At 69.7% G+C, this 25,649-nt stretch carries 23 protein-coding genes; 18 read left to right on the top strand and 5 right to left on the bottom strand.

Annotation, left to right across the window (positions count from 1 at the left end):
• The 6 genes from groEL to CCN37_RS20135 all read left to right on the top strand — a co-directional run.
• On the top strand, nt 1-1,053 hold a 1,053-nt coding region (groEL, locus tag CCN37_RS20160; RefSeq protein WP_143261698.1), incomplete at its 5' end, for a chaperonin GroEL.
• 436 nt (nt 1,054-1,489) lie between these two features.
• Nucleotides 1,490-2,167, top strand: a complete 678-nt coding sequence (locus CCN37_RS20155; protein ID WP_086823294.1) for a copper homeostasis protein CutC — start codon at nt 1,490-1,492, stop codon at nt 2,165-2,167.
• A 145-nt stretch (nt 2,168-2,312) separates the two neighbouring features.
• Entirely contained in the window at nt 2,313-3,602 is a 1,290-nt protein-coding gene (locus tag CCN37_RS20150) for an extracellular solute-binding protein (RefSeq protein WP_086823291.1), read from the top strand.
• Between the two features lie 24 nt (nt 3,603-3,626).
• Entirely contained in the window at nt 3,627-4,568 is a 942-nt protein-coding gene (locus CCN37_RS20145) for a carbohydrate ABC transporter permease (protein WP_086823408.1), read from the top strand.
• On the top strand, nt 4,565-5,419 hold the full coding sequence (locus tag CCN37_RS20140) for a carbohydrate ABC transporter permease (RefSeq protein WP_086823288.1): 855 nt from the start codon (nt 4,565-4,567) through the stop codon (nt 5,417-5,419). The genes CCN37_RS20145 and CCN37_RS20140 overlap by 4 nt, the downstream gene beginning before the upstream one ends.
• A gap of 6 nt (nt 5,420-5,425) precedes the next feature.
• Nucleotides 5,426-6,991, top strand: coding sequence for a beta-N-acetylhexosaminidase (locus tag CCN37_RS20135; RefSeq protein ID WP_086823405.1), 1,566 nt, complete (start codon nt 5,426-5,428; stop codon nt 6,989-6,991).
• 115 nt (nt 6,992-7,106) lie between these two features.
• Here CCN37_RS20135 and CCN37_RS20130 read toward each other — a convergent pair whose 3' ends face one another.
• Complete coding sequence (locus CCN37_RS20130) at nt 7,107-7,331, bottom strand: PspC domain-containing protein (protein ID WP_086823285.1); 225 nt, start codon at nt 7,329-7,331, stop codon at nt 7,107-7,109.
• A gap of 93 nt (nt 7,332-7,424) precedes the next feature.
• On the opposite strand from CCN37_RS20130, the gene CCN37_RS20125 reads away from it, so the two are divergent.
• A complete protein-coding gene (locus tag CCN37_RS20125; RefSeq protein ID WP_086823280.1) occupies nt 7,425-8,576 on the top strand; it encodes a CapA family protein in 1,152 nt (383 codons plus the stop codon).
• Between the two features lie 397 nt (nt 8,577-8,973).
• Here the strand turns inward: CCN37_RS20125 and CCN37_RS20120 are convergent, their stop codons facing one another.
• Together CCN37_RS20120 and CCN37_RS20115 are read right to left on the bottom strand one after the other, a co-directional pair.
• A complete protein-coding gene (locus tag CCN37_RS20120) occupies nt 8,974-9,930 on the bottom strand; it encodes an o-succinylbenzoate synthase (RefSeq protein ID WP_246843170.1) in 957 nt (318 codons plus the stop codon).
• 2 nt (nt 9,931-9,932) lie between these two features.
• Complete coding sequence (locus CCN37_RS20115; RefSeq protein WP_086823274.1) at nt 9,933-11,594, bottom strand: DNA repair helicase XPB; 1,662 nt, start codon at nt 11,592-11,594, stop codon at nt 9,933-9,935.
• Between the two features lie 162 nt (nt 11,595-11,756).
• On the opposite strand from CCN37_RS20115, the gene CCN37_RS20110 reads away from it, so the two are divergent.
• From CCN37_RS20110 to CCN37_RS20080, 7 genes are all read left to right on the top strand, one after another.
• Complete coding sequence (locus CCN37_RS20110; protein ID WP_086823270.1) at nt 11,757-12,398, top strand: hypothetical protein; 642 nt, start codon at nt 11,757-11,759, stop codon at nt 12,396-12,398.
• A 70-nt stretch (nt 12,399-12,468) separates the two neighbouring features.
• Nucleotides 12,469-13,452, top strand: coding sequence for a tripartite tricarboxylate transporter substrate binding protein (locus CCN37_RS20105; protein WP_086823267.1), 984 nt, complete (start codon nt 12,469-12,471; stop codon nt 13,450-13,452).
• The gene (locus tag CCN37_RS20100) at nt 13,449-13,946 is read left to right on the top strand and encodes a tripartite tricarboxylate transporter TctB family protein (protein WP_168200758.1); all 498 of its coding nucleotides are present in this window, start codon (nt 13,449-13,451) and stop codon (nt 13,944-13,946) included. Before CCN37_RS20105 ends, CCN37_RS20100 begins: the two co-directional genes overlap by 4 nt.
• Nucleotides 13,933-15,420, top strand: a complete 1,488-nt coding sequence (locus CCN37_RS20095) for a tripartite tricarboxylate transporter permease (RefSeq protein ID WP_086823264.1) — start codon at nt 13,933-13,935, stop codon at nt 15,418-15,420. Before CCN37_RS20100 ends, CCN37_RS20095 begins: the two co-directional genes overlap by 14 nt.
• Nucleotides 15,421-15,464: 44 nt before the next feature.
• Nucleotides 15,465-16,556 (top strand): Bug family tripartite tricarboxylate transporter substrate binding protein, encoded by a 1,092-nt coding sequence (locus tag CCN37_RS20090; RefSeq protein ID WP_371504601.1) that lies wholly within the window; start codon nt 15,465-15,467, stop codon nt 16,554-16,556.
• Between the two features lies 1 nt (nt 16,557).
• Complete coding sequence (locus CCN37_RS20085) at nt 16,558-17,043, top strand: tripartite tricarboxylate transporter TctB family protein (RefSeq protein WP_086823257.1); 486 nt, start codon at nt 16,558-16,560, stop codon at nt 17,041-17,043.
• Nucleotide 17,044: 1 nt separating this feature from the next.
• A complete protein-coding gene (locus CCN37_RS20080) occupies nt 17,045-18,538 on the top strand; it encodes a tripartite tricarboxylate transporter permease (RefSeq protein WP_086823254.1) in 1,494 nt (497 codons plus the stop codon).
• An 86-nt stretch (nt 18,539-18,624) separates the two neighbouring features.
• On the opposite strand, the gene CCN37_RS20075 is transcribed toward CCN37_RS20080, so the two are convergent.
• Nucleotides 18,625-19,608, bottom strand: coding sequence for an ABC transporter substrate-binding protein (locus CCN37_RS20075; protein ID WP_086823251.1), 984 nt, complete (start codon nt 19,606-19,608; stop codon nt 18,625-18,627).
• Nucleotides 19,609-20,064: 456 nt separating this feature from the next.
• On the opposite strand from CCN37_RS20075, the gene CCN37_RS20070 reads away from it, so the two are divergent.
• Genes CCN37_RS20070 through CCN37_RS20055 form a run of 4 tightly spaced genes read left to right on the top strand, consistent with a single transcriptional unit; the run spans nt 20,065 to nt 24,829 of the window.
• Nucleotides 20,065-23,190 (top strand): nitrate- and nitrite sensing domain-containing protein, encoded by a 3,126-nt coding sequence (locus CCN37_RS20070; protein WP_246843169.1) that lies wholly within the window; start codon nt 20,065-20,067, stop codon nt 23,188-23,190.
• Nucleotides 23,187-23,609 (top strand): roadblock/LC7 domain-containing protein, encoded by a 423-nt coding sequence (locus tag CCN37_RS20065; protein ID WP_086823245.1) that lies wholly within the window; start codon nt 23,187-23,189, stop codon nt 23,607-23,609. The genes CCN37_RS20070 and CCN37_RS20065 overlap by 4 nt, the downstream gene beginning before the upstream one ends.
• A gap of 28 nt (nt 23,610-23,637) precedes the next feature.
• Nucleotides 23,638-24,249, top strand: coding sequence for a DUF742 domain-containing protein (locus CCN37_RS20060; protein ID WP_086823242.1), 612 nt, complete (start codon nt 23,638-23,640; stop codon nt 24,247-24,249).
• Nucleotides 24,230-24,829 carry an ATP/GTP-binding protein gene (locus CCN37_RS20055; RefSeq protein WP_086823239.1) on the top strand — a complete coding sequence of 200 codons (600 nt, stop codon included), beginning with the start codon at nt 24,230-24,232 and terminating at the stop codon, nt 24,827-24,829. The genes CCN37_RS20060 and CCN37_RS20055 overlap by 20 nt, the downstream gene beginning before the upstream one ends.
• 77 nt (nt 24,830-24,906) lie before the next feature.
• On the opposite strand, the gene CCN37_RS40000 is transcribed toward CCN37_RS20055, so the two are convergent.
• Entirely contained in the window at nt 24,907-25,584 is a 678-nt protein-coding gene (locus CCN37_RS40000; protein WP_210408126.1) for a hypothetical protein, read from the bottom strand.
• Nucleotides 25,585-25,649: the final 65 nt, after the last annotated feature.

Genomic DNA, 25,649 nt, shown 5'->3' with positions numbered 1-25,649 from the left:
ATGCGCTTCGACAAGGGCTACACCTCGGGCTACTTCGTGACCGACTCCGAGCGCATGGAGGCCGTTCTCGAGGACCCGTACATCCTGCTGTACGGCTCCAAGATCTCCTCGGTCAAGGACCTGCTCCCGCTGCTGGAGAAGGTCATGCAGACCGGCAAGCCGCTCGTGATCATCTCCGAGGACGTCGAGGGCGAGGCCCTGGCGACCCTGGTGGTCAACAAGATCCGCGGCACCTTCAAGTCCGTCGCCGTCAAGGCGCCCGGCTTCGGCGACCGCCGCAAGGCGATGCTGCAGGACATGGCGATCCTGACCGGTGGCCAGGTCATCTCCGAGGACGTTGGCCTCAAGCTCGACAGCGCCGACATCGCGCTGCTCGGCTCGGCTCGCAAGGTCGTCATCACCAAGGACGAGACCACGATCGTGGAGGGCTCCGGCGACGCCGAGGCGATCCAGGGCCGGGTCAACCAGATTCGCGCGGAGATCGAGAAGTCGGACTCCGACTACGACCGCGAGAAGCTGCAGGAGCGCCTGGCCAAGCTGGCTGGTGGTGTCGCGGTCATCAAGGCCGGCGCGGCCACCGAGGTGGAGCTCAAGGAGCGCAAGCACCGCATCGAGGACGCGGTGCGCAACGCCAAGGCCGCCGTCGAGGAGGGCATCGTCGCCGGTGGTGGCGTTGGTCTGCTCCAGGCCGCGACCGAGGCGTTCAGCAGCCTGACCCTGACCGGCGACGAGGCCACTGGTGCCAACATCGTCAAGGTCGCGGTCGAGGCCCCGCTGAAGCAGATCGCGGTCAACGCCGGCCTCGAGGGCGGCGTTGTCGTGGAGAAGGTCAAGGGCCTCAAGTCCGGCGAGGGCCTCGACGCCTCCACCAACGAGTACAAGGACCTCGTGGCCGCGGGCATCATCGACCCGGCCAAGGTCACCCGCTCCGCGCTGCAGAACGCCGCGTCCATCGCTGGTCTGTTCCTGACCACCGAGGCCGTCGTCGCCGACAAGCCCGAGAAGGCCGGCGCCGCTCCGGCCGCCCCGGACGCCGGTGGCATGGACTTCTGATCCACCCAGCACCACCAGCACCACCCGCAGCACCCGAAGGGGCCCGGTCCACCAGGACCGGGCCCCTTCCCTTTCTCCGCTTTCTCCCTGAATGACTCATTGAGGTACTTGAGCTCCCTGAATGAGTCATTCAGGGAGTTCACCGCACCAAACGCGGCATCGGCGCCACGCCCACGCGGAGGCCAGCACCACGTCCCCGCCGCAGTCCTCCCCGCCAGGGTGGTTCACCGGTCTTCAAGTACACCGAACCCCCGCCGAAACGGTCTCCAACCGCACCAACCCTCGACCCAACGCCGACCGGAACACCCAGCCGCAGCTGCCGGGCGAGCCGTCGCGTCGGGTACGCGAGCGCGGTGCTCCCGCTCGGAACGATTCCCCGGCGGAATGGGTCGAGTGGCCCTGCCGCAGAAAAGGTCTAGACCACTAGCATGGCTCCATGCTGGAAGTCATCGCGCTGGACCCCACGGACGCCGAGGCCGCCCAGGCCGGTGGCGCAGACCGGCTCGAACTCGTCTCCGACATGTCGGCGGGCGGGCTCACCCCCGCTGTCGAGGTGACCAGGGCGGTGCTCGCCACGACGACGCTGCCGGTGCGCGTCATGCTCCGCGACCAGGACGGCTACCGCCCGGCCGATCTCGCGGGCCTGCGCAAGAGCGCGGCGGAGCTGCGAGCGGCGGGGGCGACGGAGTTCGTGCTCGGCTTCCTCCGCCAGGACGGCAACCTCGACCTCAACGCCTGCCGTGAACTGCTGGGAGAGCTGGACGGCTGCCGCTGGACCTTCCACCGCGCGCTGGACAACTCGGCCGACCCGTTGCTCTCGTGGGCGGAGGTGGAGAACCTCGGCGCGGACACCGTGCTGGCCTCGGGTGCCCCGAAGGGGGTCGAGCACGGCATGCCGGTGCTGCGCGAACTGGCGCTCCGGCAGGACCCGCTGCACCTGCTCGTCGGTGGTGGGCTCAAGCACGAGCACGTGGCACCGCTCAAGGCCGCCGGGGCGCACGGGTTCCACGTCGGCAGTGCTGTCCGGCCGCAGGGCTGGGCTGGAGCCGTGGACGCGAAGTCAGTTCGCGAATGGGCACAGTTGTGTCACGGCGGGGGTCACAACACGGCCTGACCAGCGCGTTCGTTCATCGAGGGGCACCTTCCCGCGGGGAAGGTGCCCCTCGCCGTCTCTTGTCGCCCTGGTTCAGACCACTTAGCATCCGATCCATTGCCCATTGTGAAACAGCAGTTGCACGATATGCAACGGAGGTCGGAAGATGAGGCTGAGGCGGCTTCTGGTGATCGGCGCGCTGGGCACGCTCGCGCTCTCGGGCTGCGCCCCGGTGCAGTCGACCTCGCAGTCCAGCGGCACGGACGAGAAGTCCGGCACGCTGCGCGTCTGGCTGTTCGACGAGGTCAACCGCGCGCCCAAGGAAGCGGTGGTCGCCGAGGCCGTCAAGGAGTTCGAGGCGCGCAACGCCGGGGTCAAGGTCGACGTCCAGTACATCCAGATCGCCTCGCGGGCCGAGCGGTTCAAGGCGGCTTTCAGTGACGCGAAGAGCGCGCCGGACGTCGCCGAGTTCGGCAACACCGACCTCGCCGGCTACGTGGCCTCGGGCGGCTTCACCGATCTGACCGCGGACATCGCCGCGTGGCCGGAGGGCAAGGACCTCAGTCCGTCGGTGCTGGAGACGGGCAAGGTGGACGGCAAGGTCTACGGCGTTCCGTGGTTCGTCGGGCTGCGCGCGCTGTACTACCGCACCGACGTGTTTGCCGAACTCGGCGTGCAGCCGCCGAAGGCCATCGAGGAGATCGCCCCGCTCGCGCGCCGGATCAGGCAGGCGAAGCCGGAGCTGTACGGCATCTCCGTCGGCGGCAAGTACACCTACGCGATGCTCCCCTTCGTCTGGGCCGCTGGTGGCGAGATCGCCAAGCAGGACAACGGGAAGTGGTCCTCCACTGTGGACAGTGCGTCCACTCGCGCCGGGATCGCCCGCTACACCGAGCTGCTCAAGGACGACATCTGCCCGCCCGCGCAGTGCGCGCAGAACGGCGGCGACGCGAGCGTGCAGCAGTTCGTCTCCGGCAAGGCCGCGATGACCATCGGCGGCAACTTCAACCGCCAGGCCGTGGAAGCCGGAGCGGCGAAGGGCAAGTACGCCGTGGTCCCGTTGCCGGGCAACGCGGCGGGCTCGGTGGCACCCGCGTTCGCCGGCGGCAACCTGCTGGGCGTGCTCAAGTCCACGCAGCGGCGCACGCTCGCCAAGGACTTCATGCAGCTGCTCGGCGGCAAGCAGTACCAGGAGAAGCTGTACCGGGCCATGGGAAACCTGCCGACCTTCTCCGACCTGCAGCGCACCCTCGGCGCCAACGACCCGTTCGTGAAGCCGTTCATCACCACCTCGGAGGCGGGCACGCGGTTCGTCCCGGCCACTCCGGCGTGGGCCAAGATCGACGCGCAGGCGGTGCTGCCCAACATGATCCAGCAGGTGATCACCGGCGCGCAGCCGGTCGACCAGGCGAGCTCAGCGGCGGCGCAGCTGATGAACTCGGCCTTCACCTCCTAGGCGGTCGCGATGACACACCAGGTCATGGTCGCCGAGCCGGTGCACGATGTGCCTGCGCGGCAAGGGAAACGACGCGGTGACGGCTGGGCGGCGGCGAGGTACCTCGCGCCCACCCTGCTGATCCTGGTCGGCCTGCTCGGCTATCCGCTCTACCAACTCGTCCTGATCTCGCTCTTCGACTACGGCCAGGAGCAGGCCAGCGGCGGGGCTCCGTTGGAGTTCCTGGGCCTCGGCAACTACCAGAAGCTCTTCGGTGACGCGCAGTTCTGGACCGTGCTCACGCAGACGGTCGGGTTCGCGGCGGTCTGCGTGCTCGGCACGCTGGCGGTCGGGGGAGCGCTCGCGGTGCTCGCGTCGCGGGTGCGCGCCGTGCCGAGGATGATCCTGTTCCTCGCCGCGCTCGGCGCGTGGGCGACTCCGGCGGTCGCGGGCTCCACGGTGTGGATGTTCCTCTTCGACACCGACTTCGGCCTGGTCAACGAGGTGCTGGTCGGGCTCGGCTTCGACGGCATGGCCAACTACTCGTGGACCTACGACAAGTTCGTCGCGTTCGGACTCGTTGCCGCACAGGTGATCTGGTGCTCGTTCCCGTTCGTGATGGTCACGCTGTACGCGGGCATCATCGCGATCCCGAAGGAGATCCTGGAGGCCGCCTCGCTCGACGGCGCCTCGACCGCGCGCACGGTGCGGACCGTGATGCTGCCGCTGCTGCGACCGCTGCTGGTGATCGTGACCATCCAGTCGATCATCTGGGACTTCAAGCTCTTCACCCAGATCTACGTGATGACCGGCGGCGGCGGAGTCGCGGGCAACAACCTGGTGCTCAACGTCTACGCCTACCAGAAGGCGTTCGCCGCGTCCGAGTACGGCATGGGCTCGGCGATCGGCGTCGTGATGACCGTGCTGCTGCTCGCCGTGACGCTGGTCTACCTGCGCGCGCTGCGCCGGTCGGGGGAGCCGCTGTGAAACTCGTCGTCAAACGTCCACACAGGACGGTCGCGGAGATCGTGACCGTGCTGATCGCGATCGTGGTCGCGTTCCCGCTGTACTGGATGGTGCTGACCGCGCTCAAGCCCGAGGGCGAAGTGCTCTCCACGTCCCCTCGGCCGTGGACGCTCGCCCCGACGCTGGACAGCTTCCGCCGGGTGCTCGACGTGCAGAACTTCGGGCGCTACTTCCTCAACAGCGTCGTGGTCGCGCTGATCGTGGTGTTCTTCGCGCTGCTGTGCGCTTTCCTCGCCGCGATCGCGTTGACCAGGTTCCGCTTCCGCGGTCGCACGGTGCTGCTGGTGATGCTGCTCGTCGCGCAGATGGCCCCGGTCGAGGCGCTGACCATCCCGCTGTTCTTCGTGATGAAGTCCGTCGGCGACGTGGCACCGGCGTTCGGGTTGAACCACCTCGGCTCGCTCGTGCTGGTGCACCTGGCCTTCGGGTTGCCGTTCGCGATCTGGATGCTGCGCGGCTTCGTCGCGGCGGTGCCGGTGGAGCTGGAGGAGGCCGCCACCCTCGACGGCGCCAGTCGGTTCCGGTTCACCTGGCAGGTGCTGTTCCCGTTGGTGGCTCCGGGTCTGGTCGCGACGAGCGTGCTGTCGTTCATCCACGCCTGGAACGACTTCCTGTTCGCCAAGACGTTCATCATCTCGGCGTCGGAGCAGCAGACCCTGCCGCTGGGCATCCTGGCGTTCTTCAAACCGGACCAGAACGACTGGGGCGCGATCATGGCGGGCTCCACGCTGATGACGATCCCCGTGCTGATCTTCTTCGTGCTCGTGCAACGACGACTGGTCTCCGGCCTCGCCGGGGCCGTGAAGGGGTGAGCGGTGTTGTCGCCGTTCGATGTCCTGCTGCCGCGTCCCGCCGAAGCCACGGCCGCTGAGGGGGTCTTCCCGCTCGACGAGGCGACGGCGCTGACCGGCCCGCTGCCCGCCGTTGATTGGTTGCGCACCCAACTCCGCGCCGCCACGGGGTTTCCGCTGACCGAGTCCGGCTCGTCGGCGATCACGTTCTCGCTGGACGACTCGCTGCCCGCCGAGGGCTACCGCCTGGAGATCACGCCGATATCCGTGCGGGTCGACGCAGCCGACGAGGCCGGGGCGTGCTACGCCGCGCAGAGCCTGCGCCAGCTCCTGGGGCCAGCCGCCTTCCGCCGCTCATCTATCCACAATGGACAGTGGGCGTTGCCCTGCGGCACGGTCCTGGACCGCCCGCGCTTCGGTTGGCGTGGCTGCCTGCTCGACGTCGCCAGGCACTTCCTGCCGAAGTCGGACGTGTTCCGGTTCCTCGACCTCATGGCCGCGCACAAGCTCAACGTGCTGCACCTGCACCTGACCGATGACCAGGGCTGGCGCATGGAGATCGAGCGCTACCCCAGGCTCACCGCCGTTGGCGGCTGGCGGGAGCGGTCCACGGTTGGCCACGGCAAGCTCGGCGCGCTCGACGACCGTCCGCACGGTGGCTTCTACACCAAGGACGACCTGCGCGAGATCGTCGCCTACGCCGGAGATCGGGGCATCACCGTCGTCCCGGAGATCGACGTTCCCGGGCACACCCAGGCGGCCATCGCCGCGTACCCGGAGCTGGGCAACACCGGTGAACCCCTCGGGGTGTGGACCGGCTGGGGCATCAACCCCAACGTCGTCAACATGTCCGACGCGACCGTGAAGTTCTTCCGCGACGTGTTCGACGAGGTGATCGAGGTCTTCCCCTCGGAGATCATCTGCGTCGGCGGTGACGAGGTCCCACTGGACCAGTGGCGCGAGAGCCCGGAAGCGCGGGCGCGCATGGCCGAGCACGGCCTGACCACCGAGGCGCAGCTGCACGGCTGGTTCATCAGGCAGATGGCCGTGCACCTCGCCGAGCGCGGCAGGCGGATCATCGGCTGGGACGAGATCGCCGAGGTCGGCGACCTGCCCCCGGGCGCGATCGTGGCCTCGTGGCGCGGTGAGCAGGCCGGGGTGGACGCGGCCCGCGCGGGTCACCAGGTGGTCATGTGCCCCGAACAGCACGTCTACCTGGATCACCGGCGGGCCGATCACCCTGATGAGCCGATCCCGGTCGGCTACCTCCGAACCCTCGCCGACGTCTACGCCTACGAGCCCGTCCCGAGCGGGCTGGACGCGGATGCGGTGACCCGGGTCCTCGGCGCACAGGCTCAGCTGTGGACCGAGCACCTGGACACGCCGAGGCGGCTGGACTACGCCGCCTTCCCGCGCCTGTCGGCGTTCGCGGAGGTCGTGTGGAGCCCGGCGGAACGCGACCCCGATGCGTTCCTGCGCAGGCTCACCGACCACCACCTGCCCAGGCTGGACGCGCTGGGCGTGGAGTACCGGCCGCTCGCGGGCCCGCACCCCTGGCAGACCCGCCCGGGCGTGCCGGGTCTGCCGAGGTAGGCGCGGGCCCTCCGGCGAAGGGCGCCGGGGGCTGCCACCCCCGGCTCAACGCCGAGGCCACGGAGCGCAGGCGCTAACAGGCGTCCGCGGCCCCGGCGTCGAGTTCGTGACGCGTTCAGGCGTCCTCGGGCATGAGAATCCAGCAGACGAGGTAGAGGACCGCGCCCGCGCCGAAGCCGAGCAGGGTCGCCGCGACGAGCAGGATGCGCAGCAGCGCCGCATCCACGTTGAGGACCCTGGCGACGCCTCCGCACACCCCAGCGACCATCCGGTCGGTACGGCTGCGGCGGAACCGGCGGACCGAGCTCCCGGACTGGGTGGTGGTGTCGGTGTCGAACATGACTCCACTCTCGCCCGGAAACGTGCCCCGGACATCGGGGTGCTCCCGGAAACCAACCCGGAGCGACCCCTGAGCGTCCTGTAGACAATGCCCATGACATCCAGGGGAAGCCGGACGAGCCGCATCGCCGCGGCCACGCTGTGCGCGGCCGCACTCGCGGCGTGCTCCACCGAGACACCCCCGCCCGCGTCCTCGTCCACCCCGGCCGCTCCCTCGTCGTCGGGCGCCACGTCGTCCTCAGTGCCCTCCGGTGACTCGTTCACCGTGGCGGCGACCGGAGACGTGCTGATCCACCCGGAGCTGACCACGCAGGCCACCGAGGACGGCCAGGGGCGACGGGACTACGGCCCCCTGCTGGCCGGCGTGAAGCCGTCGATCTCCTCCGCGGACCTGGCGATCTGCCACCTGGAGGTGCCGATCGCCCCGGCGGGGGGCCCGTTCAAGGGCTACCCCAACTTCAGCGCTCCGCCCGAGGTCACCAAGGGCCTGGCCGACACCGGCTACGACGCCTGCTCGACGGCCTCGAACCACACCATCGACCAGGGTGCCGCTGGCGTGACCCGCACGCTCGACGCGCTGGACTCGGCGGGCATCGCGCACACCGGCTCGGCGCGCTCGGCGGCGGAGGCCGCCAAGCCCAGGGTGATCGACGTGCACGGCGTGAAGGTCGGCCACGTGTCGTTCACCTTCGGGTTCAACGGCATCCCGGTGCCCTCGGACAAGCCGTGGCTGTCCAACAAGCTCGACGCCAACGCGGTGCTCACCGCCGCCCGCGCCGCGAAGGCGGCGGGGGCCGAGGTCGTTCTCGCCAGCCTGCACTGGGGCACGGAGTTCAAGCACGAGCCGACGTCGGAGCAGAAGCAGCTCGCCCGCAAGATCCTCGGTGATCCGGCCGTGGATCTGATCATCGGGCACCACGCGCACGTCGTGCAGCCGTTCGAGAAGATCGGTGACAAGTGGGTGGCCTACGGTCTCGGCAACCACATCGCCAAGCACGCGGAACCGCGTGGCGTGAGCGAGGAGGGCGCCATCGCCCGGTTCACCTTCGTCCGCGACGGGGCGAAGTGGAAGGTCGGGACCGCTGAGTTCTCGCCGACGCTGGTCGAGCTGGGTCCGCCGATCCGTTTGCTGGACCTCAGCACGGCGCCCGCGTCGACGCGGAACAGGGAAGCCGTCACCCGCACCGAACGCATCGTCCGGAGCCTGGGCGCGAACAAGGAGATCCTGACCCGCAAGGGAAGCTGACCAAGATCCGCTCTCGCGATCTCACTATTCGGTTGTGGGGCAGGGCAATGTCGACCACCTCCCGATCTCGTTGGTGCCTCCAGCCTGTCCGGCCGACCACCGCCCGACAACCCCCGAAGATCGACATGTGGACAACTTCCCCGGTGTGGACAACTCACCCGCACCTGCCCCGCGAACGACGTCGACCGTCACCCCCGTCCGGCACAATGGAAAGCGGGGGAGGGCCCCGCGCGCGAGCGCGTGAGCGACAGGCGCCGGGGAACGACGTTTTGGCTACGTGTTGCGATTGGGGAGCGCTCTCTTTCGCAAGACGTTGCCAAAACGCTTGAAGGGGGAGCTGGGTGGAGTGGAGGGAAACGGGCGGAGAAGGTGCGCGGGCGAACGAGGGGAGCGCGGGCTACGCGGGTAGGAGTGCGGCGACGCGGTCCAAGCGGGAAAGCCACCTGCGCTCGGTCTCGGCGTCGGCGCGCACGCCCTCCAACAACGACGGCGCGGCGGCGCGCGCGGGCACGGGAAGAAAACCGTCGACGGGGCGAAGAGAATTCGACGTGACGTCCTCGGTGAACAACGAGATCGTCCCCAGCCCACAAGCGAAATCGAGCGACGGGAGCGCGGCGGCCAAAGCGAGCTGGCCCGCCAAACCCACGCTGGACTCCAACGCGGAAGAAACCACGCACGGCAGCCCGCACGCTTCCGCGACCTCCAACGCCTTCCGGGCCCCGCCGAGCGGAGTCGCCTTGAGCACGGCCACATCAGCGGCGCCCGCCACCGCCACCTTCAACGGGTCCGAAGCGCGCCGGATCGACTCATCGGCGGCGATGCGGACGTCCACACGCTTGCGGACAGCGGCGAGTTCATCCAAGGTTGCGCAAGGCTGCTCCACGTATTCCAGGCCGCCAGCGGCGCGGTCCAGTGAACGGATCGCGGCCACGGCCGCATCGACCGACCACGCCATGTTGGCATCCACGCGGACAGCGCCCGAAGGTCCGAGTGCCGATCGCACAGCGGCGACCCGCTCGCAGTCGTCCACAATGGACTGACCAGGATCGGCGACCTTCACCTTGGCGGTCGAGCACCCCGAAGCCGCCACGATCTCGAAAGCCCGTGCAGCGGACACGGCGGGAACGGTGCAGTTGACGGGAATCCGCGACCGAACCGGCGTCGGCCACGAGCCGGAACACGACTCAAGGGCAGCGGCCAGCCACGGAACGGACTCCGCGTCGGAGTAGTCCTCGAACGCGCAGAACTCCCCGAAACCCGCCGAGCCCTCCAACAGCACGCCGTGCCGCACAGTGATGCCGCGAAAGCGATTCCGCAGCGGCAGCGCGTACACGCCGACCACAGAGAACGACACGCTCAGCCGATCTCGGGCAGCGCGGGACCGAGCAGGTCGTCGGCGTCCACGATCCGGTAGGCGTAGCCCTGTTCGGCGAGGAAGCGCTGCCGGTGCGCCGCGTACTCGGTGTCGAGCGTGTCCCGCGAGACCACCGAGTAGAAGTGCGCCTGACGGCCGTCTCCCTTGGGGCGCAACAACCTCCCGAGCCGCTGAGCCTCCTCCTGGCGGGAACCGAAGGTACCGGAGACCTGCACGGCGATCGAAGCCTCGGGCAGGTCGATGGAGAAGTTGGCGACCTTCGACACGACCAGCGTGCTGATCTCCCCGGTGCGGAAAGCGTCGAAGAGCTGCTCGCGCTCCTTGTTCTTCGTGGAGCCCTGGATCACCGGCGCGTTCAAGGCCTCGCCGAGCGACTCCAACTGGTCGAGGTACGCGCCGATCACCAACGTCGGCTCACCGGGGTGGCGGTCCAGGATCGCTTGCACCACAGGCAGTTTCGTGCGCGCGGTGGAGCACAGCTTGTACCGGTCCTCGGCCTCGGCGGTGGCGTACTCCAGCCGCTCGTTCTCCGTCAGCGTGACCCGGACCTCGACGCAGTCGGCGGGCGCGATCCACCCCTGCGCCTCGATGTCCTTCCACGGCGCGTCGTAGCGCTTCGGGCCGATCAGCGAGAACACGTCGCCCTCGCGGCCGTCCTCGCGGACCAGGGTCGCGGTCAGCCCGAGCCGCCGCCTCGACTGGAGGTCGGCGGTCATCCGGAAGACCGGCGCGGGCAGCAGGTGCACCTCGTCGTAGACGACAAGGCCCCAGTCGCGGGAGTCGAACAGCTCCAGGTGCTTGTACTCGCCCTTGGTCTTGCGGGTGATCACCTGGTAGGTGGCGATGGTGACCGGGCGGATCTCCTTGCGCTCACCGGAGTACTCGCCGATCTCCTCCTCGGTCAGCGAGGTCCGCGCGATCAGCTCGCGCTTCCACTGCCTGCCCGCGACGGTGTTGGTGACCAGGATCAACGTGGTCGCCTGCGCCTCGGCCATCGCGGCCGCGCCGACCATCGTCTTGCCAGCGCCGCACGGCAGCACGATCACGCCGGAGCCGCCCGCCCAGAAGGCCTGCGCCGCCATCCGCTGGTAGTCGCGCAGCGCCCACCCCTTCTCCGCCAAGGAGATCGGGTGCGCCTCGCCGTCCACGTAGCCCGCGAGGTCCTCGGCGGGCCAGCCGATCTTGAGCAGCATCTGCTTGAGCCGCCCGCGCTCGCTGGGGTGCACGACCACGGTGTCGTCGTCGATGCGCGCGCCGAGCATGGGGGAGATCTTCTTGTGCCGCAGCACCTCTTCGAGCACCGCGCGGTCGAGCGAGTGCATCGTCAGCCCGTGCGCGGGGTGGTTGGCCAGCTGCAACCGGCCGAAGCGGCCCATCGTGTCGACGATGTCGACCAGCAGCGGCTGCGGCACGGAGTACCTGGAAAAGCGGACGAGCGCGTCCACGACCTGCTCGGCGTCGTGACCCGCCGCGCGGGCGTTCCACAGCGCGAGCGGCGTGACGCGGTAGGTGTGCACGTGCTCCGGCGCGCGCTCCAGCTCGGCGAACGGCGCGATGGCGATCCGCGCGTCACCTGCTGCCGGGTGGTCGACCTCGAGCAACAGGGTCTTGTCGGACTGGACGATGAGTGGGCCGTCGGTCACAGTTCGTGCACTCCTCGCGTTCGCACTCCGTACTCCAAGTGTTGCACCGTAGAAGCAACCCCTGACACGCGCGCCGTGTTCCACCCTGCGTGCGGTCACCCGTCGGGGCTACATTGTTCACCCGCTGTCACGGAACGCCACGGGGACGAAAGAGGACTGACGGTGACGACCCCACCGCACCAGCCCGATCGCCAGGGACGCCTGGGGTACGCCCAGCACGGGCGCCCCGCCTTCGCCCCGTCGCGCCCGGAGGACGAGGGCAGGCCGCACTTCATCCCGCAGCAGCCCGCGCCGAAACGCCGGAGCTTTCAGGCGCGGATCACGGTGCCGCTGGTGGTGCTCGCGCTGGTCCTCACGGGGTACTTCCTGATCAGGGGAGACGCGCAGAAGGTCGCCGCGGGGGAGTGCGTCGCGCTGGCCGGGGGCGGCACAGATCCGACCGTGTCCATCGTGACCTGCGAAGACGCCCGCGCCACGTACAAGGTCGCGAAGAAGCTCGACGACAGCGACGGGGCCTGCCCGCACGGGGACTACATCGAGTACTGGGAGCGCACGCGCCGCACCGGCGGGCTCAAGCTCTGCCTGATGGCGAACGCCAGGGAGGGCGACTGCTTCGTGGTCACCGGCTCCGGACTGGACACCGACCTGGTCAGGGCAGGCTGCACGCAGGCGGGGGCGATCCGCGTCGTGAAGGCGCACGACGGCCAGTCGGACGGGGCGCTGTGCGGCAACCCGGACTCGGCGTGGACCTACAGCGAACCCGCCACCACCTACTGCCTGGGCAAGCCGGACGCCGCCACGTAGTCGCCGCGATTTACCCCATTCGTCTGGCGACTCTGGTGGCCGTCGTCACAGTGTGCTGAGATCCGAAACCATGTCACGTCGTGCCCTGCTCGTCGGCGCCCTCAGCACAGTCGCGGCGCTGGTCGCCGGATGCAACCCCAGCGCAGGCGGAGCCTCCGGCGCGCCCGTCACGGGACTGCGGATCATGGCACCCGCGAAGCCCGGGGGTGGCTGGCACCAGACCGCGCAGAGCCTGCAGGACGTGCTCCAGCGCGACCGGCTCGCCGCGGCGCCGGTGCAGGTCTACAACGTCGAGGGCGCTGGCGGCGTCAACGGCCTCAACCAACTGGCCGGGGAGAAGGACGACAAGGTCCTGATGGTGATGGGCCAGGTCATGGTCGGCGGCATCATCAGCGCGAACGCCCAGCGGACGCTGAAGGACACCACCCCGATCGCGCGGCTGCTCGGCGAGAGCCTGGTGCTGGTGGTCCCGGAGACCGCGCCCTACCGCAACCTGGAGCAGTTCCTCTCCGCGTGGCGCGCCGATCCCAAGGGCACGGTGATCACCGGCGGTTCGGCCGGTGGCGCGGACCAGATCCTGGCCGGGCTGATCGCCGACCGCGTCGGCATCGACCCCGCGCAGCTGAACTACGTGCCCAACAGCGGCGGTGGCGAGTCGATCCCGAAGCTGCTCTCCGGCGAGGTCAAGGCGGGCATCTCCGGGGTCGGCGAGTACAAGGACCTGATCAAGTCGGGCAAGCTGCGCGCGATCGCGGTCTCCGGGCAGAAGCGCTCCAACCTGATCCCCGAGGTCAAGACGCTGACCGAACAGGGCATCGCGCTGAGCTACCTGAACTGGCGCGGTGTCGTCGCGCGGCCAGGGCTGTCGGACTCGGTGAAGCAGCAGTACGTCGAGATGATCAGGAAGATGCGCGACAGCGCGACCTGGCAGCAGGTGCTCAAGAGCAACGACTGGGAGGACTCCTTCCTCACCGGCGAGGAGTTCGCCAAGTTCATCGAGCAGGAGGACGGCACGGTGCGCAAGGCGCTCAAGGAGATCGGTGCCGTGAAGTGAGGACCCGGCCGAGCGGCGAGCTGCTGCTGGTCGCGCTGCTCGCCGGGCTGGGCGCCTACACGCTGGCCACGACGCCGTCGATCATGGTGCCGCCGATGGCGGAGAACGCCGGACCCCGGCTGTTCCCGTACCTGATCGGCGGGCTGCTGGTCGGGGTCGCGGTGCTGCTGGGCGTGCAGGTCCTGCGCGGCAAGGCGGCTCCGCCCGAGGAGGGCGAGGACGTCGACCCGGACGGCCGCACCGACTGGCGGGCCGTGGTGCTGCTGATCGTGCTGTTCGCCGCGCACGCCGTGCTGATCGAGCCGATCGGCTGGCCGCTCGCCGCCGCGCTGCTGTTCTCCGGCGTCGCGGTCGTGCTCGGCGCCAGGAAGTGGTGGCTGATCGCGGTGAGCGCGCTCGTGCTCGCGGTCGGCCTGTGGGCGGTGTTCGTGTTCGGGCTGGGCGCCTACCTGCCCGGCGGACCGTTGCAGGGGTTGGTGCATGGGCTCGCTTGACCTCCTCCTCGACGGCTTCGCGAGCGCGCTGAGCGCCCAGAACCTGCTCTTCGCGCTCATCGGCGTGCTGCTGGGCACGCTGGTCGGAGTGCTGCCGGGGATCGGCCCGGCGATGACCGTCGCGCTGCTGCTGCCGATCACCTTCACCGTGCCGCCCGCCGCCGCGCTGATCATGTTCGCCGGGATCTACTACGGCGGCATGTACGGCGGCTCCACCACGTCGATCCTGCTCAACACCCCTGGCGAGTCGGCCTCGGTCGTGACGGCGCTCGAGGGCAACAAGATGGCCAAGGCGGGCAAGGGCGCGCAGGCGCTCGCGACCGCCGCGCTCGGCTCCTTCGTCGCGGGCACGATCGGCACGCTGCTGCTGTCCCTGGTCGCGGTCCCCGTCGCGACCTGGGCGACCTCGCTGACCTCGGCCGACTACTTCGCGCTGACCGCGCTGGCGTTCTGCACCGTCGCGGCGATGCTGGGCAACTCACCCCTGCGCGGCGTCGCCTCGCTGTCGGTCGGGCTCTACCTCGGCCTGGTCGGCATCGACAAGATCACCGGCCAGTCCCGCTTCGCGATGGGCGTCGACGAGCTCAACCGGGGCATCCCCGTGGTGATCGCCGCGGTCGGCCTCTTCGCGGTCGGCGAGTCGATCTACGTGGCTTCGCGGCTGCGGCACGGCCCGGTGAACGTCATCCCGGTCGGCACGACGTGGGGTCTGCCGAAGGCCGATCTGAAGCGCTCGTGGAAGCCGTGGCTGCGCGGCACCTTCATCGGCTTCCCCATCGGAGCGGTCCCCGCCGGTGGCGCCGACGTGACGACCTTCCTGTCCTACGCGGCCGAGAAGAAGCTGGCGGGCAAGGACAACGAGTTCGGCAGGGGCGCGATCGAGGGCGTCGCCGGGCCCGAGGCCGCCAACAACGCGGCCGCGGCCGGAGTGCTGGTTCCCTTGCTGACACTGGGTTTGCCCACGTCGGCGACGGCGGCGGTGATGCTCGCCGCGTTCACCAGCTACGGCATCCAGCCCGGCCCGCTGCTGTTCGACACCAAGCCCGAGCTGGTCTGGGCACTGATCGCCTCGCTCTACCTCGGCAACGTGCTGCTGCTGGTACTGAACCTGCCGCTGGCCGGGATCTGGGTGAAGCTGCTGCGCATCCCGCGCCCCTACCTCTACGGCGGCATCCTGCTGTGCGCCTCGCTCGGCGCGTTCGCCTCCAGCCAGTCGGCGGCCGGGCTGATCGTGCTCGTGGTGATCGGCGCGCTGGGCTTCGCCATGCGCCGCTACGGCTGGCCGGTCGCGCCCGCGGTGCTCGGCCTGATCCTCGGGCCGGTCGCCGAGGAGAACCTGCGCAAGGCGCTGCAGATCAGCCAGGGCGACGCGAGCGCGCTCCTGTCGAGCACCTTCTCGAAGGTCATGTTCGCGTTGGCACTGCTCGCCGTGATCGTTCCGCTGATTCTCCGGGCGCGAGGCCGCCGGAGCTGATTAGCAATATTGATTTCTGAATCCCCCGAATATTCACTCCCGGTGTGCGTCGGCCTCCATACCTGTGTTGGGATGCGCCGTCACGCCGAACAAGTCCAATTGTTGTGAAAAGTTCGCGCGTGGCTCGCCGCCAGTCCCACCGAAGGAAGCCGCCCGTGACACGCCGCCGCCAGTTCCTGTTCGCATCACTGCTGATCACAGCCAGCCTCGCCGCGGGCTGCACCACTCCCTCCGTGTCGGGTGAGGGCTCCATCGACGGCTTGCGGATCTTGGTCCCGGCCAAACCCGGCGGTGGGTGGCACCAAACCGCCCAAGCGCTCCAGGACGTACTACAGCGAGAAAAACTCGCATCCGGCGTGCAGGTTTTCAATCTGGAAGGACCGGGTGGCGTCGCCGGGCTGAACAAGCTCGTCGGGGAAAAGGACGACGACCTGCTCATGCAGATGGGCAAGGTCATGGTCGCGGGCATCATCAACAACAAGTCCGAGAAGACGCTCAAGGACACCACGCCGATCGCCCGCCTCACCGGCGAGAGCCTCGCGCTGGTGGTCCCCGCCGACGCCCCGCACCGCAACCTGGAGCAGTTCCTCACCGCATGGCGCGGTGACCCCAAGGGCATGGTGATCACCGGCGGCTACGTCGCCGACGTCGACCACATCCTGGCCGGGCTGATCGCCGACCGCGTCGGCATCGACCCCGCCCAGCTGACCTACCTGCCCAACGCCGGTGGTGGCGAGTCGGTCGCCCGGCTGCTCTCCGGTGAGGCGAAGGCGGGCATCTCCGGCATCACCGAGTACGCCGAGCACATCAAGTCGGGCAAGCTGCGCGCGATCGGCGTCTCCGGCGCCCAGCGCTCCAAGCTGCTTCCCGAGGTCAAGACCCTCACCGAGCAGGGCATCGGACTGACCTACCTGAACTGGCGCGGTGTCGTGGCCCGCCCCGGCCTCAGCGACGAGGCGAAGACCCGCCTGGTCAACGCGGTGACGAAGCTGCACGCCTCGCCCGCGTGGAAGCAGACCCTCAAGGCCAAGGACTGGGACGACGCCTTCCTCACCGGCCCCGAGTTCGACTCCTACATCGAGACCGAGGATGCTGCCGCGCGAAAGGTCCTCCGAGAGATCGGCCTGGTGAACTAGCTTGGTACGGCGCTTCAGCGGCGAGCTCGTCCTCGTCGCACTGCTCGCGGCAGCGGGCGTCTACGTCCTCGTGCAGACCCCGGCCATCGTGGTGCCGCGCAGCGCCGCGACGGCCGGGCCGCGACTGTTCCCCTACCTCATCGGCGGGCTCCTCGTGGTCCTCGCGGTGCTGCTCGCCGTGCAGGTCCTGCGCGGCAAGTCCGCTCCGCCGGAGGAGGGGGAGGACGTCGACACCGACCGCCGCACCGACTGGCGGGCGATGCTCGTGGTGATCGTGCTCTTCGCGGCGCACGCGCTGCTCATCGAGCCGATCGGCTGGCCGCTCGCGGCGACGGTGCTCTTCGCGGGCACCGCCGCCGCGCTCGGTGCCCGCCGCTGGCTCGTGGTCCTGGCCAGCTCGTTCGGGCTGGCCATCGGGCTGTGGGCGATCTTCGTGTTCGGGCTCGGGGCGTACCTGCCCGGCGGCCCCTTCCAGATGTGGACGTGACGTGAGCTCGTTCGACTACCTCGTGCAGGGCTTCGCCGCCGCCCTGACCCCCGAGAGCCTGATGTTCGCGCTGCTCGGCGTGCTGCTGGGCACGCTGGTCGGGGTGCTGCCCGGGATCGGCCCCGCGATGACCGTCGCACTGCTGCTGCCGATCACCTTCTCGGTGCCCGCGACCTCGGCGTTCATCCTGTTCGCCGGGGTGTTCTACGGCGGCATGTACGGCGGCTCGACCACCTCGATCCTGCTCAACACCCCCGGCGAGTCGGCGTCGATCATCACCGCGCTCGAGGGCAACAAGATGGCCAAGCTCGGCCGCGGCGCCCAGGCGCTGGCCACGGCGGCGATCGGCTCGTTCGTCGCGGGCACGATCGGCACGGTGCTGCTGGCCCTGCTCGCGCCGGTGATGGCGGACTGGGCGGTGACGCTGACCTCGGCCGACTACTTCGCGCTGGTGGTGCTGGCCTTCTGCACCGTCTCGGCGATGCTCGGCTCCTCACCGCTGCGCGGGGTGGCCTCGCTGTCGGTCGGGCTCGCGCTCGGGCTGATCGGGCTCGACTCGGTCTCCGGCCAGCCGAGGTTCACCTTCGGCCTGTTCGAGCTGGCCAACGGTGTGGACGTGGTGATCGCCGCGGTCGGCATGTTCGCGGTCGGGGAGACGCTGTACGTGGCCTCCCGGATGCGGCACGCGCCGCCGGAGCTGGTGCCGGTGAGCCGGACGTGGTGGCTGCCGAAGGAGGACCTGAAGCGCTCGTGGAAGCCGTGGCTGCGCGGTACCGCGATCGGTTTCCCGCTCGGCGTGATGCCCGCGGGCGGTCCGGTGGTGACGACCTTCCTCTCCTACGCGGTGGAGAAGAAGCTGTCCAAGCACCCGGAGGAGTTCGGCAAGGGCGCGATCGAGGGCGTCGCCGGTCCCGAGGCCGCGAACAACGCCGCGGTCGCCGGAGTGCTGGTCCCGCTGCTCACGCTCGGGCTGCCCACGTCGGCGACGGCGGCGATCATGCTCTCGGCCTTCGGCAGCTACGGCATCCAGCCGGGGCCGCTGCTGTTCGAGATGCAGCCCGAGCTGGTGTGGACGCTGATCGCGTCGCTGTGCATCGGCAACGTGATGCTGCTGGTGCTGAACCTGCCGCTGGCCGGGATCTGGGTGAAGATCCTGCAGATCCCGCGTCCTTATCTCTACGCGGGCATCCTCGTGTGCGCCTCGCTCGGCGCCTACGCCTCCAGCCAGTCCTGGCAGGGCCTGCTGGTGCTGCTCGGGATCGGCGCGCTCAGCTACGCGATGCGCCGCTACGGCTGGCCGGTGGTGCCCGCGGTCGTCGGCCTGATCCTCGGGCCGATCGCCGAGGACAACCTGCGCAAGACGCTGCTGGTCAACCAGGGCGATCCGGCCGCGCTCGTCGGCACGCCGTTCGCGCAGGCGATGCTCGCGCTGGCGCTGCTGGCCGTCGTGGTCCCGCTGATCATGAAGACGCGGGCCCGGCGCAGGGTTCCCTAGACGCGCGTGAGGGGCGCCCCATGCCCCTGGGGCGCCCCTCTCAGGGGACAACCAGAACTTCGGAAGTCTGTTCTATATATAAGGAGCTAGGACACCGTCGCCGGAGGCAGCAGCTGCTGCACGTCGAGGCGGCTGGTGAGCAGCTGCGAGGTCTCCATCATGTCGGCGACCCGCTGGAGCCGGACCGGGTTGATCGAGACCGGGTAGGTGCCCACCGAGACCAGGCCCGCGGTCTGCGCGTCGACCTCCGCGTACTCGGTCAGCACCTCCTGCACGGCGAGCTTGTTGGTGCCGAGCTCCTGCGCCTTCTCCAGCACGTTGCGGAATGCAGCGAGGGTCTTCGGGTAGGAGTCGGCGAACTTCTTGCTGGAGGCGTACCCGGACATCGGGAAGTCGAGGGTGTAGCCGCGCGCGGTGTCGGTCAGCACGCGTGCACCCAGCGAGCGCTGGGCCTTGGTGATCCAGGGCTCCATCATCCACGCGGCGTCGACGGACTTGTTGCTCAGCGCCGCCGTCATGTCCGCGAACGCCATCGGCGTCCACTTGATGTTGCTCTTCTGCACGTTTGCGGTCTGCAAAACGCTCTCGGTGGTCAGCGTGCCGAGGTCGTCCTTGCGGTTGACCGCGATCTTCGGCTTCTGGATCTCACCCGGGTTGTCGTAGTCGGAGTCGGCGAGCGTGACCAGGGCCATGGTGTTGCGGGCCGCCTGGTAGGCCTCGCCCTGCAACTGCAGCTCCTTGCCGGAGTGCACGGCGCGCAGCAGCGTGACGTGGCTGGCGAAGGCGATGTCGAGGGTCTGGCTCTCCAGCTGCTGCACCGCGGAGTTGTCGTCGTTGACAACGATCAGCTCGACCTGAAGCCCCGCGTCGGCGAACAGCTTCTCGTTGCGCGCCAGGTAGAGCGGGGCCACGTCGACGCTGGGCAGCACGCCGATGCGCAGCGTGCCGCGCTCCGGCTTGGGCGCGGAGGCCTGCTCCGTGCTGGTGAACAGCCCGCAACCGCTGGTGCTCGCCAGCACGACCGCGCTGGCCAGCAGCGCGAACGCGCGCCGGAAGGCTCGGATGGTCATGCCGACTCCTCGTTCTGTGATCAACTCACGGTGACATGCCGGGGAAGGCGTGGCGATGCTATCCACCCACAAGAGGGAATAGAGTCACAACTTCAGACACTGTCCGCTGTCTCATCTTCCCGTTCGCTGGTCCGTACCACTACGCTCCCCTGGCTAGCGACCCGTGGCCCTGTCGCAGGGGAAGTCCGCTGGTCAGCGCCGGTGAGACTGGCGTTGGCGGCTGGGACTGTGCTGCAATGCGGCCCGCATTCGCAAGTCCGACCTCGGTCCGGGGAGGGATCGAGTTACTGCTGCCGGAAGAGGAAGCCCAGGGTGGCGCGTCGAGAGAGAGGTCCCAGCCGGACCGGTGAAGGGGAAGCCCTTCCACCCGAAAACCCTGAAACGGGTGACGGGACGGCTGCGAAGCGTGACGGAGGCGAGGCCGGCGATCACGCCGCCGAGTCCACCGTGGCGCCGGTGACCGACACCGAACAGGACCCGCCCGCCTCGCGGTGGCGGCTGCGGAACTGGCGACTGCGGACCAAACTGCTGGCCGTCCTGCTCATCCCCACCGTCGCGGCCCTCGCGCTCGGCGGGCTCCGGGTGACCAGCGACCTCGCCGCCGCGACCAAGCTGGAGCAGTTGGCCAACCAGGTCCGCCTGAGCGGCACGGTCTCCGTCCTGGTGCACAACCTCCAGCGCGAGCGCGACCTGACCGTGCGCTTCGTCTCCAGCGGGCGCAGCGGCGACCAGGTCGTGATGGAGCGCCAGCGCAAGCGCGTCGTCGACTCGGTCGACGAGTTCCGCAAGCAGGTCAAGGAACTGGGCCCGGAACTGTCCCCCGGCCACGCCACGATCTACGACAAGGCCGCCCAGCAGCTCGACCGGCTCACCAAGCTCCGCCAAGCCGTCCAGGGACCGGACTCCCGCTACCCCGAGGAAGCGCTGCTGCGCTCCTACAGCGAGTCCATCGACGAACTGCTCTCGCTGACCGAGCTCGGCCTCGCCCAGACCGACAACCCGGCCCTGATGAACCTGCAGGGCAGCGTGCTCTCGGTGGCCAGGGTCAAGGAGCAGACCTCGCGCAAGCGGGCGATCCTGCTGGATGCGTTGCAGCAGAAGAAGTTCGCGCCCGGCCAGCTGCGCCAGCTGCTCGCCGTCGACGCCGAGCTGCAGGCCGCGCGCAACGACTTCCGCAAGGCCGCGACCTCCGAGCAGCGCAGGCTCTTCGACGACATGGTGACCGGCTTCATCGTCGACGTCGCCAACAACATCGAGGAATCGGCGCTGCAGAACGCCGAGGCCAACCAGCAGCTCACCGCGACCCCCGAGCAGTGGGACGTCGCGGCGACGCTGACCGTGAACCTGATCTACGACGTCGAGTCCAAACTGCTGGAGCAGCTGCGCAACGACAGCTCCAGCCTGGCGACCACGGCCAGCACCAACGCCGTCCGCGACTCCGCGCTCGTGCTCGGCGCCCTGGCCCTCGCGGTCATCCTGGCGCTGTTCGTCGCCCGGTCCCTGCTGCGCCCGCTGCGCGTGCTGCGCAAGACCGCGCTCGCCGTCGCCGACCACCAGTTGCCCGACGCCGTCGAGAAGATCCTCGCCGCGCCGAACCCGACCGCGGCCGCCAAGATCGCCGTGGCCCCGGTGCCCGTGCACACCACCGAGGAGATCGGCCAGGTGGCCCGCTCCTTCGACGCGGTGCACGGCGAGGCCGTCCGGCTGGCCGCCGAGCAGGCGATCCTGCGCGACAACGTCAACTCGATGTTCGTCAACCTCTCCCGGCGCAGCCAGGCGCTGGTGGAGCGGCAGCTGAACCTGATCGACCGGCTGGAGCAGGACGAGCAGGACCCCGACCAGCTGTCCAACCTCTTCGAGCTGGACCACCTGGCCACCCGGATGCGCCGCAACAGCGAGAACCTGCTGGTGCTCTCCGGCAACGACCTCACCCGCAGGCTCACCAAGCCGGTGCCGATCTCCGACGTCATCGGCGCCGCGGTCTCCGAGGTCGAGCAGTACGCCAGGGTCCAGGTCGGCCAGGCGCCCGACCTGGCGATCCAGGGCCGCGCGGTGAACGACCTCGTGCACCTGGTCGCCGAGCTGCTGGACAACGCCACCGCCTTCTCCGACCCGCAGACCAAGGTCGTCGTGCGGACCGCGCGGACCCGCAAGGGCGAGCTGGCCGTGGAGATCTCCGACCGGGGCGTCGGCATGCCCGACGGCGAGATCCGCGAGGCCAACCAGCGCCTCGCCGAGCCGCCGGACGTCGACGTCGCGGTGTCCCGCCGGATGGGCCTGTTCGTGGTCGGCAGGCTGGCCAAGCGGCACCAGGTCCAGGTCAAGCTGCGCTCCAACGAGGACATCGAGGGCGGCACCACCGCGCTCGTGGTCATCCCGGCCGACCTGGTGCAGCCGGTCCCGCCGCGCACCACCACCCTCGGTGGCCCGGTCACCGGCACCGTGACCGGCGTGGCCGCGGTGAGCGCGCCCAGCCAGCCCAGCGCACCCAGCCAGCCCGCTCCGGTCAGCCAGCCGAGCCAGCCCGAGCCGGAGTTCCACACGAACTCGCTGTTCGTGCACACCCCGGCCGAGACCAGCCAGGCGTCGAGCTACCCGAGCGTGAGCGGCACCCCGCCGCTGACGGTCGGCGACGTCACGCGCGCGCTCGCCGAGGCCGACGGCACCGAGCCCGAGGCTGAGACCGACACCGAGGCCGAAGCCGAGCAGCCCGCCAAGAAGGACATCCCGCCGCTGGACCTGGACATCCAGGTGGTCGCGGCCGACGGCGAGCTGGACCCGGCCAAGCCGCCGAAGCTGCCCGGCGACGAGCAGCCCCCGGTGCGCTACGAGGACCAGCACCCCGAGCTCAACGGCGAGTTCTCCGGCTCCTGCGATCCCGCGCCCGCCGCGGCTCCCGCCCAGCAGGGCTTCAACGGCACCCGGCCGAGGGAGATCCCCCGCGACGACGCGCCGACCGAGCGGCTGCCGATATACGAGGAGATCCTGTCCCAGTGGTTCCAGGCGGCCGAGCCCCAGCAGGCCGCGCCCGCAAGGGAGATGCCGCTCGGCGAGCCCGCGCTCAGCGCGACCGTCGACGAGCCGCTGGTCCAACCGAAGGCAGAAGCCCAGCCGAAGCCGGAAGCCCAGCCGAAGGCGGAGGTCGCGCCGAAGCAGCGGTCGAACGCGCTGCCCAAGCGCCAGCGGCCCGCCCGTGCGGCTGAGCCCGAAGAGACCGCGGCGCCGAGCGTGCCGCAGTCGGTGTGGCAGTCCCCGGGTGACGAGGGCTGGGAGGCGGCGAACTCGCTGCTCAACAACCCCGTCAGCCAGGGCGTGACCACGGCGGGGCTGCCCAAGCGGGTGCCGAAGGCCCAGCTCATGCCGGGCTCGGCGGCACCCCGCTCGCAGGCCCCCGCCTCCGCTCCGTCAGCCAAGGCCCCGCAGACTCCTCGCACGGCGGACAACGTCCGTGGCAGGATGTCGAGCTTCCAGCAGGGTCTGCGCAGAGGCCGGCATGCCAGGATTGAGACGCTGGCCGCCGACCGCGGTCAGACGGAGCAGTCCGGCCCAGGTCATGGCCGTCAGGACGAGGAGCAGCAGTGAACGAGTCGGTCCAGCAGCCTGGCACCTTCGGTTGGTTGATCACCGACTTCGTGCGCAGAGTCCCGGGCGTCGCCCACACGGTCGTGGTCTCGGCGGACGGCCTGCTGCTCGCCGCGTCCCAGGGACTGCCGCGCGATCGCGGCGAACAGCTCGCCGCGGTGTCGTCCGGTTTGGTCAGCCTCACCCAGGGAGCGGCGCGGTGTTTCGAGGCGGGCAACGTCGCACAGACCGTGGTGGAGATGGAGCGGGGTTACCTGTTCCTCATGTCGATCAGCAACGGTGCCTGCCTGTCCGTGCTCGCGGCGCCGAACTGCGACATCGGCCTGGTCGCCTACGAGATGACCCTGCTCGTGGACCGGGTCGGCCAGCAGCTCACGCCGGAGTTGCGGGCGCAGCTGCAGGGCGTCTCGCGCAGGTAAGTGAGGAGTCGGGTGGGGTGAGGTCGCGATGACGACGGGACCCGGGTTCTCCAGTGACCGCTTCGACTACCGGGAGTGGGCGCTGGGTGGATTCCGCTACGACGAACCCGAGGACGAGCGCGAGGGCGCCGGCGCGTCCGCGCAGGAGCCCCCGCTGATGTCGCCGCGCGACGGCCTCGGCGGGACCGGCCTGTTCGGCGGGCCCGGCGCGGACCTGTTCGGCGGCGGAGCGGTGGACGAGTCCCCGATCCCCTCGGTCCCCGCGCAGCAGGTCGTGCACGAGCCCGACCCGTTCACCGAGTCCGGTTCGCTGGTCCGGCCCTACACCCGGACCGGCGGGCGCACGCGGCCCGACTACGACCTGGCCATCGAGGCGCTGATCTCCACCAGCGACCGCGGCCGGGAACGGGACGCTGCCGTGCTGCCAGAGCACAGGTCGATCTGCGGGCTCTGCCTGGAGACCCGATCGGTTGCAGAAGTCGCCGCGCACTTGCGTTTGCCACTGGGCGTGGTACGCGTATTGATCGGTGACATGGCGGGCCTCGGCCTCGTCATGATCCACCAGAGCGGCTTGGTCATGGGGGACCGGCCGTCCCTCGGGTTCCTCGAAAGGGTGCTGAGTGGCCTCCGCAGGCTTTGACCCGCACACGCCGGACACCCGGCAGGCGACGACCTCGGCGAAGATCGTGGTCGCCGGCGGCTTCGGGGTGGGGAAGACGACGTTCGTCGGTTCGGTCTCCGAGATCGTTCCGCTGACCACCGAAGCCGTGATGACCGAGGCCAGCGTCGGCGTCGACGACCTCTCGGCGACGCCCGGCAAGGTCACCACCACGGTGGCGATGGACTTCGGCCGCGTCTCGCTGGACCAGGACCTGATCCTGTACCTGTTCGGCACGCCCGGCCAGCACCGCTTCTGGTTCATGTGGGACGACCTCGTCCGCGGAGCCATCGGCGCGGTCGTGCTGGTGGACACCCGCAGGCTCGCCGACGCCTTCGCCTCCATCGACTTCTTCGACGACCGCCAGCTGCCCTACATCGTCGCGCTCAACTGCTTCGACGGCATGCTGCACCACCGCATCGAAGACGTCCGCGACGCGCTCACGATCGACGACTCCATCCCGATCGTCACCTGCGACGCGCGCACCAAGGAATCCACCAAGCACGCGCTGATCACCCTGGTCGAGCACGCGATGCGGCAGTGGATGACGGTCGGCGCCTGACCCTCCCCGGACGACAGACGCAAAGCGGGAGCCCCGGTCGATGACCGGGGCTCCCGCTTCAGTGCTGGTGCGCTGGATCAGCCGATGCCGACGCAGGCGTTCAGACCGGTGATCTTCGGCTTGATGCTCAGGGCGCCGAGGATGCCACCGCCGCCGACCTTGACGGCCGGGTTCGCCGACGCGGAGGCGCCGATGCTCGGGGCGCTGACGCACGCGCCGATCTTGTCGAGCTTCACGGCCGCGGCCACGTCGACCTTGGCGTCGACCTTGGCGGCCAGCTTGACCTTCAGGTCAGCCGCGGAGACGCGGACACCGGCGGCGGCGTCCACCTTCGCGTCGACCTTGGCGTCGACGAGCTTCGGGGCGGCGGAGCGACCGGCGCCGACGCCGACACCCGCGTCGACGTCAGCGTCGACCTTCGCGCCGATGCCGATGCCGACCCTGATCGGCAGCTTGACCTTGACGCCGAGGTTCGCACCGACGCCAACGCCGGCACCGACGCCAACGCCGACACCCGCGCCGACACCGACGCGGATCGGGGCCTTGACGCCGACACCGACCCGGATCGGGCCGCCAACGCCGACGCCGACCTTGATCGGGGCCTTGACGCCGACACCGACGCCGACCTTGACGGGAAGCCTGACCCCGACGCCGACGTTCGCGCCGACCTTCGCGTCAACGTCGGCGTCCACCGTGGCGGCGCCGGCGTAGCCCGCGGACATGAAGAAGACCGACATGGCGACCGCCGCGGTCACCGTTGCGAATCTGCGCGCCAACCTGCTGATGGGCATTTTCGGGGTTCCTCCTAGATGTGGCCGGG

Source organism: Allokutzneria sp. NRRL B-24872 (genome assembly GCF_002155965.1).
Taxonomy (GTDB): Bacteria; Actinomycetota; Actinomycetes; order Mycobacteriales; family Pseudonocardiaceae; genus Allokutzneria.
Note: the sequence above shows the minus strand (reverse complement) of the source record. Positions and strands in the feature narration are given on the sequence as shown.

What these genes read in the sequence shown, in the direction of transcription:
- CCN37_RS20105 (WP_086823267.1), top strand. Translation starts at nt 12,469, where the DNA reads ATGTCACGTCGTGCCCTGCTCGTCGGCGCCCTCAGCACAGTCGCGGCG.
- CCN37_RS20075 (WP_086823251.1), bottom strand. Translation starts at nt 19,608, where the DNA reads ATGACCATCCGAGCCTTCCGGCGCGCGTTCGCGCTGCTGGCCAGCGCG.
- CCN37_RS20060 (WP_086823242.1), top strand. Translation starts at nt 23,638, where the DNA reads ATGACGACGGGACCCGGGTTCTCCAGTGACCGCTTCGACTACCGGGAG.
- CCN37_RS20145 (WP_086823408.1), top strand. Translation starts at nt 3,627, where the DNA reads ATGGTCGCCGAGCCGGTGCACGATGTGCCTGCGCGGCAAGGGAAACGA.
- CCN37_RS20125 (WP_086823280.1), top strand. Translation starts at nt 7,425, where the DNA reads ATGACATCCAGGGGAAGCCGGACGAGCCGCATCGCCGCGGCCACGCTG.
- CCN37_RS20130 (WP_086823285.1), bottom strand. Translation starts at nt 7,331, where the DNA reads ATGTTCGACACCGACACCACCACCCAGTCCGGGAGCTCGGTCCGCCGG.
- CCN37_RS20155 (WP_086823294.1), top strand. Translation starts at nt 1,490, where the DNA reads ATGCTGGAAGTCATCGCGCTGGACCCCACGGACGCCGAGGCCGCCCAG.
- CCN37_RS20095 (WP_086823264.1), top strand. Translation starts at nt 13,933, where the DNA reads ATGGGCTCGCTTGACCTCCTCCTCGACGGCTTCGCGAGCGCGCTGAGC.
- CCN37_RS20150 (WP_086823291.1), top strand. Translation starts at nt 2,313, where the DNA reads ATGAGGCTGAGGCGGCTTCTGGTGATCGGCGCGCTGGGCACGCTCGCG.